The following is a 6,758-nucleotide window of genomic DNA, read 5'->3' as shown; positions in this document are numbered from 1 at the left end:
TTGATTAGTAGGTGGCTGACAAACCAGCATTTAAGGCCTTTGGCCACGCTTCGCGAACGGCTTTGTTTATCAGTAAATATATTATAGCAATTTTTTAATACCCTGTGCAAAATTCATCCCACACCTATGCTACGCATATTTGTGTGGGGCTTCTTTTGCCGGACAGCTAAACACAGAGCCATGGATGTATCATCAGTCCAGTAGCCAGGCTTTAAACCAAAAGGCCCACCACCCACCATATCTTCAATCGGGGTGAAGGAGCCTGGTGCCTTAAACTCTAAAGTAGTACCGACTGCATCCCCGACAGCCAATCCTAAGAGACTGCCACGGTAACGGTTAATTAGCTCCATTGGATAATTCCTCTTCTAATCCATAACCTCTGCTAATCTAGTGTTCGTGTTCTTTGCATCTTCGCGGTTAATCACAATCCTGATTAACCTAACACCCTCACCCGGAGCTTGTTCAACCAATGAAACCGTTACTCAAACTCTGGCCTATAGCCTTGGTAAATAGACTGGTTTCCTTTCAGCAAACCATTAAACATCAGGGTTGGTGGATTTTGCTATTTGTGATCGGGATGATAATTCCTCTATGGCAGCTTTCCCCATCCTACGCCAGTAGCACCTTTAAAGATGTCCCAGAGAATTATTGGGCTCAACCGTGTATCACTAAATTAGCACAACAAAATATTATCAGGGGTTACCCAGATGGTACCTTTAAACCGAATGCTCCGATCACCAGAGCTGAGTTTGCTGCACTGCTTCTGAAGGCTTTCCCTAGTGCTCCTCAAGTGCGCAGTGACCAAAAATTCGTAGATGTACCAACTAATTACTGGGCTAATCAGGCTATTCGTAATGCTGATAAAACGGGATTTTTGGCTGGCTATCCTGGTAGAGTTTTCCGCCCTAAGCAAAATATCCCTCGTGTCCAAGCGTTAGTATCTTTAGCTAGTGGATTGAAGTATAAACCGGTCAAGCCTTCCGTAGAGACTTTAAAGGCAGCGTTTACTGATGCTACGGCAATTCCGAACTATGCTCAAAATGCGATCGCAGCAGCTACGGAAAATCAGATTGTGGTCAATCCCCCTAATGTGAAGCAATTCAAACCTAACCAACAAGCTAGTCGAGCTGAGGTAGCTGCTTTCTTGTGCCAAGCTACCCAAACCACTGGATTGATTCCTAATCAATACATTGCTAAGGTTGAGCCACCAACTCCTGCTTCTACTGAAGCGGAGTTAAGAGGGGTATGGCTGACAAATATTGATAGTGAGGTACTGTTGTCTACTACAGCATTAACCGATAGCCTAGAAAAACTTAAGGAGCTGAACTTTAACACGGTATATCCTACAATGTGGAATTGGGGTTATACACTATATCCGTCTCAAGTAGCTAAACGGGTAGTGGGACTGGAAGCACGAATATCGACGGAGTTAGAAAAAGACTTATTTGACCCAAAGAAGGGGGTACAGGGAGGACGAGATGTTCTCAAGGAGATTGTCGAGGTCGGACATGACAATGGTTTGAGAGTTATTCCCTGGTTTGAATTTGGCTTCAAAGCACCTTCCTATTCTGAATTAGCCAAACGCCACCCAGATTGGCTGACCCAAACCAAAGATGGGGTCAAGACTCAAACTACTAAAGGATTAGAACCAGAGGATGAAAGACTACAAGAGATTGTTTGGCTCAATCCTTTTAAACCAGAGGTACAGCAATTTATTCAAGATTTAGTTATCGAAGTTGTCAGCAACTATGATGTTGATGGTATCCAATTCGATGACCACTTTGGCTTGCCAGTGACCTTTGGTTACGATGATTTCACAGTAGAATTGTACAAAAAAGAACACCAAGGTAAATCTCCCCCCACTGACCCAAAGGATGAGGAATGGGTACGCTGGCGAGCCAACAAAATTACGGATTTCCTAACCAAGCTGTTTAGAGCAGTTAAAGACAGTGTTGAAGACAGTAACAATGATGTGATTATTTCCCTATCTCCCAATCCCCAGCGTTTTTCTTACCAATTCTTTTTAGCTGACTGGGCAACTTGGGAACAACGGGGTTTAGTAGAGGAACTAATTGTCCAGATTTATCGAGATAATTTCAGCACTTTCATCTCGGAATTAGACCAGACAGAACTCAAAAGAGCACGGAGTCATATTCCGGTAGGAATTGGTATTTTAAGTGGTCTCAGAACTCGTTTAGTTCCGGTATCACAAATTCAGCGGCAAGTGGATGCTGTCCGACTGCGGGGATTTGCTGGTGTATCGTTTTTCTTCTATGAAACCTTGTTAAATATGAGTGATGAACCAGCTTCTAAGCGTGAGAGCGGTTTTGAGGTCATGTTTCCTGAATTTGTGAAAGCACCAGATATAGAGGATTGGAAGAAATCGAATTGAGGCGTTGCTGAATTGAAGTATGTTGGTATAAACACTCTTTTCTATTAGTTGACCACAATTTAATTATTTTTCGGAGATATCTAGTAGTCGGAGTATATATCGAACTCAGGTCAATCGATTCTATCCCTCCTACATGCTAAATGGAAACTCTTCGATTTGCCGAAGGTAAACCCGAAGCAACTGGCTGTCTGGGGGCGCGCAAGTAATACCAGACTTAGCAAGTCCCTTAACAGTATTCTCGCAATCCAACTTTGACGTGAAGGAGGATGCCTCTAAATAGGTTAGCTGGGTTCCGGGAATTTTTTTGGTTAAAAACGGCAAGATGGGACTTAAAACATTTTCTGGGGAACTCAAGATCACATCCCGCATTTTTGATTCCCACTGGGGATAGTCTATTTGCTCGATAGGGTAGCCGATAGAACGGATGAGATCGACTAGCTCCCCTATCTGCAAACACTGAGGATTGACTAAGTGGAAGCTTTTTCCTAGGGATTCTTTCTGCCTAGATAGATCAACAATGGCTTGACTGACATAGTCTACTGGTGTCAAATCGAATTCAATATTGAGATCGGGAGCAATGCCTTGCTCGACAAAGCTCTTTAGCAGGCGACCTAAGGTTTGCTCAGCATTAGATGCGCCAGTTTTACTGTGCCCGCTAATCGTCCCTGGTCGGTAGATACTAACCGGAATACCGATAGAATGTGCGGTTTTAAACAATTTTTCTGCTACCCATTTACTTTGAGCATAGCCTCCATAGACTACTTCACAATCTTCCAGAGGGTCTTCTTCTCGAATGGATGGCTTGTTGAAATACCCTGTTGACTTAAAAATAGCCGGTGAAGAGATAAAATGGACGGACTTGAGTTTGATTTGACTGGCTAATTTTAAGATTTCCTGAGTTCCTCCCACGTTGGCTGCTCGCATAGCCGTGTAGGGATACGCTAAATTTAAGAAAGTGGCAGAATGATAGATAATATCGATTTCCTGTGCTAGCTGCTCGAACTGTTGCTCGTGCAGTCCCAAAAGTGACTGGGACAAATCCCCTATCACTGGAATAATTCGGGAGTTGAAATTTTCATATTCCAGTAAATAGCGATCGAGGTTGTTGGTAATTTTATGCTTGCCTTCAGCAGTAGTCTTACAGCCACGAACCAGGCAATAAATTCTGGCTTGGGTTTGTCTGAGGAGTTCATCGAGTAAAAAAGCACCGAGAAATCCCGTTGCTCCAGTCAAGAAAATAGCATTGGGTTCGGCATCAGACCCAACGGAAGTAAAGTTCGGTTTGATGGTGGGATCTAGAACGGCTTCTGAAAGCAACTCTTCCACAGTCATGCTTTCAATCCCTGCAGCCTCTTCTGAGTTGCTAAATGTCTCGATTGCTTCAGCCATGTTAGCTACTGTGGGTGCTTCTAACAAGGTGCGTAGGGGGAAATCAACTCCAAAAGTGTGTCTTACTTGGAAAAGGAGCCGAATTGCTAGGAGAGAATTTCCTCCTAATTCAAAGAAGTTGTCCCTCAGGCCAATGGGATGGATGTGTAAAACCTGACTCCAGAGTTGGGCTAATTTTGTTTCTAGTGAGGTACGGGGTGGGACAAACTCCTGCTCTAAAATAGGTCGTTCGGGATTAGGTGCAGGGAGCGATCGCCTGTCTAACTTACCATTAGGGGTTAGGGGCAAGTCGTCTAAAACTACAAATGCCGAAGGAATCATGTATTCTGGCAGCTTTGCTTGAATAAGTTTTCGCAATTCTGGCACAATTGCTGTCCGAGATTCTTCAGCAAGAGTGCTGACAATATAAGCAACTAAGCGCTTGTCACCCGGAATATCTTCCCTAGCAATTACTGCGGCTTGTCTCACCACAGGGTGTTGAGTAAGTACTGCCTCAATTTCCCCTAGTTCAATGCGGAAACCGCGAATTTTTACCTGATGATCCCCACGACCGAGTAACTCAATATTACCATCGGCAAGATAGCGAGCTAAGTCTCCCGTTTTGTATAATTTTGACTTTTGATTGTTGACTTTTGAATTGTCAAAGGGGTTGGTGATGAATTTTTCTGCTGTTAATTCTGGGCGGTTGAGATACCCCCTGACCAGATAGTCTCCGCCTACGTAAAGTTCCCCAGTTTCTCCTCTGGAAACGGGTTGCATTTGGTGGTCTAAAATATAAATTGGCAGCTTAGCAATCGGGCGAGTTATAGAAAAGTTGCGCGGTTCTGGTTCGGGTTGACAGTGCCAGGAGCTAACCACAATGGTTTCAGTAGAGCCATATATTTCAACTGCTTGGCAATTGGCAAGGCTCTCCCAAAAGCGTTGTTTGAGAGCAAAGGGAAATGCTTCCCCACCTACAAAGATTCGTCTGAGATTCCTGCAAGTTTTCAAGCCCGGATCTTCGAGAAAAATCGAGAGCATAGAGGAAACAAAATAAGCAACGGTAATTTGCTCTTGGGCGATTAGCCGAACTATGTAAGCACTATCTTTTTCACCGTCTGGTTTTGCTAAAACAACGCAAGCTCCAGCCATTAGAGGCCAAAATAACTCCCAGCGGCTGGACACATCAAAGCTGAGAGAGGCTTTGTGCAAAACGCGATCGCTTTTCTGATAGGGAAAAGTCTCTTGAAGCCAGCCCCAGCTTTGACAAACCGCTCTATGGGGCATCATTGCCCCTTTTGGCTTTCCAGTGGAGCCAGAAGTATAGGTAATGTAAGCTAAGTTTTCTGCTCCAACCCTACCGACTGGGTTAGTATTGCTTTCTACAGCTATTTTCTGCCAATCTGTATCCAAGCAAACTAGATATCCTTGATATTCTGGAATTTCCGGCACCAATTTCTGTTGTGTCAACAGCACTGACACTTGGGTATCATGGAGCATGAACTCCAAACGCTCCCTCGGATAGGATGGATCTAAGGGCACATAAGCCCCCCCTGCTTTAAGAATCCCCAAAAGTCCGACCACTGTATCAACAGAACGCTCGACACAAATCCCCACTAGAGTTTCCGGTTCTACACCCAAGGAGCGCAAATAGCTGGCTAACTGGTTCGCTTTATCATTCAGTTCTCGGTAGGTTAACTGCTGGTTGTCAAATACAACCGCAATCTGATCAGGTGTTCGTTCTACTTGGGCTTCAAATAACTGAGGTATTGTATCCATATCTTGTTTTTGCTGCGCTAAGCGCGAACGTATGAGGCTCCATTAATATCAATGTTGGTTCCAGTTGCCGAGGGGACTTGTCCGGATAAGAGGAAAACCACCATGGCAGCAATTTCCTCTGGCTGAGCGATTCGCTGTAGGGGAATACCCGATACAATCTCAGACAGAGGATAGTTTTGGGTAAATTCCGCAGCCATCTGGGTATCAACAAAGCCCGGGCAAATAGAATAGGCTAGTATGCCATCAGCAGCGAAGTTTCGAGCAATACTTTTGCTTAAATTACTCAGTGCTGCTTTGGAGGCTGCATAGTGTATATACTCTGGGGTGTCACCACGATGAGCTGCACGACTAGAGATGTTAACAAGAATTCCTCCTCCCTTGGACTTAAAGTGTTCTATTGCCCGTCGGGTGATGGAACTAACAGCAATCAAGTTCACCTGAAGAGTTTCAATCCATTTCTCTTCCCAGACTGACGGATTATCATCCAAGCTGAGTTCGGTCATGATGGCGGCATTATTCACAACACCATCAAGGGAATATCCCAGATTAAGAATTTCCTCTACTAATTCTTGTCCTGCTTGGGGCTGGGATAAATCTTTTTGAATGACAACACAATCAGTTTTTGCCTTGGATGCCAATTCTTTGGCTGAATCGATATGGGAATTACAGTGCAGGATAACTCGTGCTTCTGAAGAAATAAGGGATTCGGCGATGGAGTAGCCGATTCCAGTTCCCGCACCTGTTACTAGGAATGTCTTTTCTGTGATTTTTAAGCTTTGAATATTCATGGTATTGCTTCCATCAGGTAGAATTCAGGATTCCTTGCCAGGAAAAAAGTCTGGCTTCCAATTTGGTGGAACCTCTCCCGCTTCATTCTTAAAATCCTCAAAGGAGTTTGGCGAACAGATAGCTAAAAAATATAGGACATCACTCGATTCATTTCTAATTTGATGTAGCGAACCTGGAGATACCACCTTTCCATCACCACGGTTTAGAACATGTGTTGTTCCATCTATTTCTAGAGAGGCTTCCCCTTCAAGTACATAGATAAAGTGTTGGGCGTATTCGTGGTAATGTAATATTCCCTGGCTTTGGGGAGGCATCATCTCTTCTGCGATAGTTAGATCCTCACTTGTTAATAAATGCCATCCTTCACAGCCAGTGCCCCATTGGAAATTCTTGGCAGTAGCTTTATTGATCTTTTCTTGATTTGACAAGA

The 6,758-nt window shown here is 44.1% G+C and carries 5 protein-coding genes; 1 reads left to right on the top strand and 4 read right to left on the bottom strand.

The genetic code is table 11. The annotated features are described in order from the left end of the window. Nucleotides 1-113 precede the first annotated feature (113 nt). Nucleotides 114-350: an ADP-ribosylglycohydrolase family protein gene (locus F6K51_RS34615; RefSeq protein ID WP_364303384.1), complete on the bottom strand. Its 237-nt coding sequence runs from the start codon at nt 348-350 to the stop codon at nt 114-116. 119 nt (nt 351-469) lie between these two features. Between F6K51_RS34615 and F6K51_RS34610 the strand changes: the two genes are divergently transcribed. After that, nucleotides 470-2,392: a family 10 glycosylhydrolase gene (locus F6K51_RS34610; protein WP_293029910.1), complete on the top strand. Its 1,923-nt coding sequence runs from the start codon at nt 470-472 to the stop codon at nt 2,390-2,392. 129 nt (nt 2,393-2,521) lie between these two features. Here F6K51_RS34610 and F6K51_RS34605 read toward each other — a convergent pair whose 3' ends face one another. From F6K51_RS34605 to F6K51_RS34595, 3 genes are all read right to left on the bottom strand, one after another. Further along, the gene (locus tag F6K51_RS34605) at nt 2,522-5,539 is read right to left on the bottom strand and encodes a non-ribosomal peptide synthetase (protein WP_293029907.1); all 3,018 of its coding nucleotides are present in this window, start codon (nt 5,537-5,539) and stop codon (nt 2,522-2,524) included. A 17-nt stretch (nt 5,540-5,556) separates the two neighbouring features. Further along, nucleotides 5,557-6,327, bottom strand: a complete 771-nt coding sequence (locus F6K51_RS34600) for an SDR family oxidoreductase (RefSeq protein WP_293029904.1) — start codon at nt 6,325-6,327, stop codon at nt 5,557-5,559. A gap of 24 nt (nt 6,328-6,351) precedes the next feature. Further along, on the bottom strand, nt 6,352-6,758 hold a 407-nt coding region (locus tag F6K51_RS34595), incomplete at its 5' end, for a cupin domain-containing protein (protein WP_293029902.1).

The organism is Moorena sp. SIO3I8 (genome assembly GCF_010692325.1).
Classification (GTDB): domain Bacteria; phylum Cyanobacteriota; class Cyanobacteriia; order Cyanobacteriales; family Coleofasciculaceae; genus Moorena.
This window is presented reverse-complemented; position numbering and strand designations above follow the sequence as displayed.

Excerpts from the sequence above, each read along its gene's own strand:
- F6K51_RS34615 (WP_364303384.1), bottom strand. The coding sequence starts at position 350 with ATGGAGCTAATTAACCGTTACCGTGGCAGTCTCTTAGGATTGGCTGTC.
- F6K51_RS34610 (WP_293029910.1), top strand. The coding sequence starts at position 470 with ATGAAACCGTTACTCAAACTCTGGCCTATAGCCTTGGTAAATAGACTG.
- F6K51_RS34605 (WP_293029907.1), bottom strand. The coding sequence starts at position 5,539 with ATGGATACAATACCTCAGTTATTTGAAGCCCAAGTAGAACGAACACCT.
- F6K51_RS34600 (WP_293029904.1), bottom strand. The coding sequence starts at position 6,327 with ATGAATATTCAAAGCTTAAAAATCACAGAAAAGACATTCCTAGTAACA.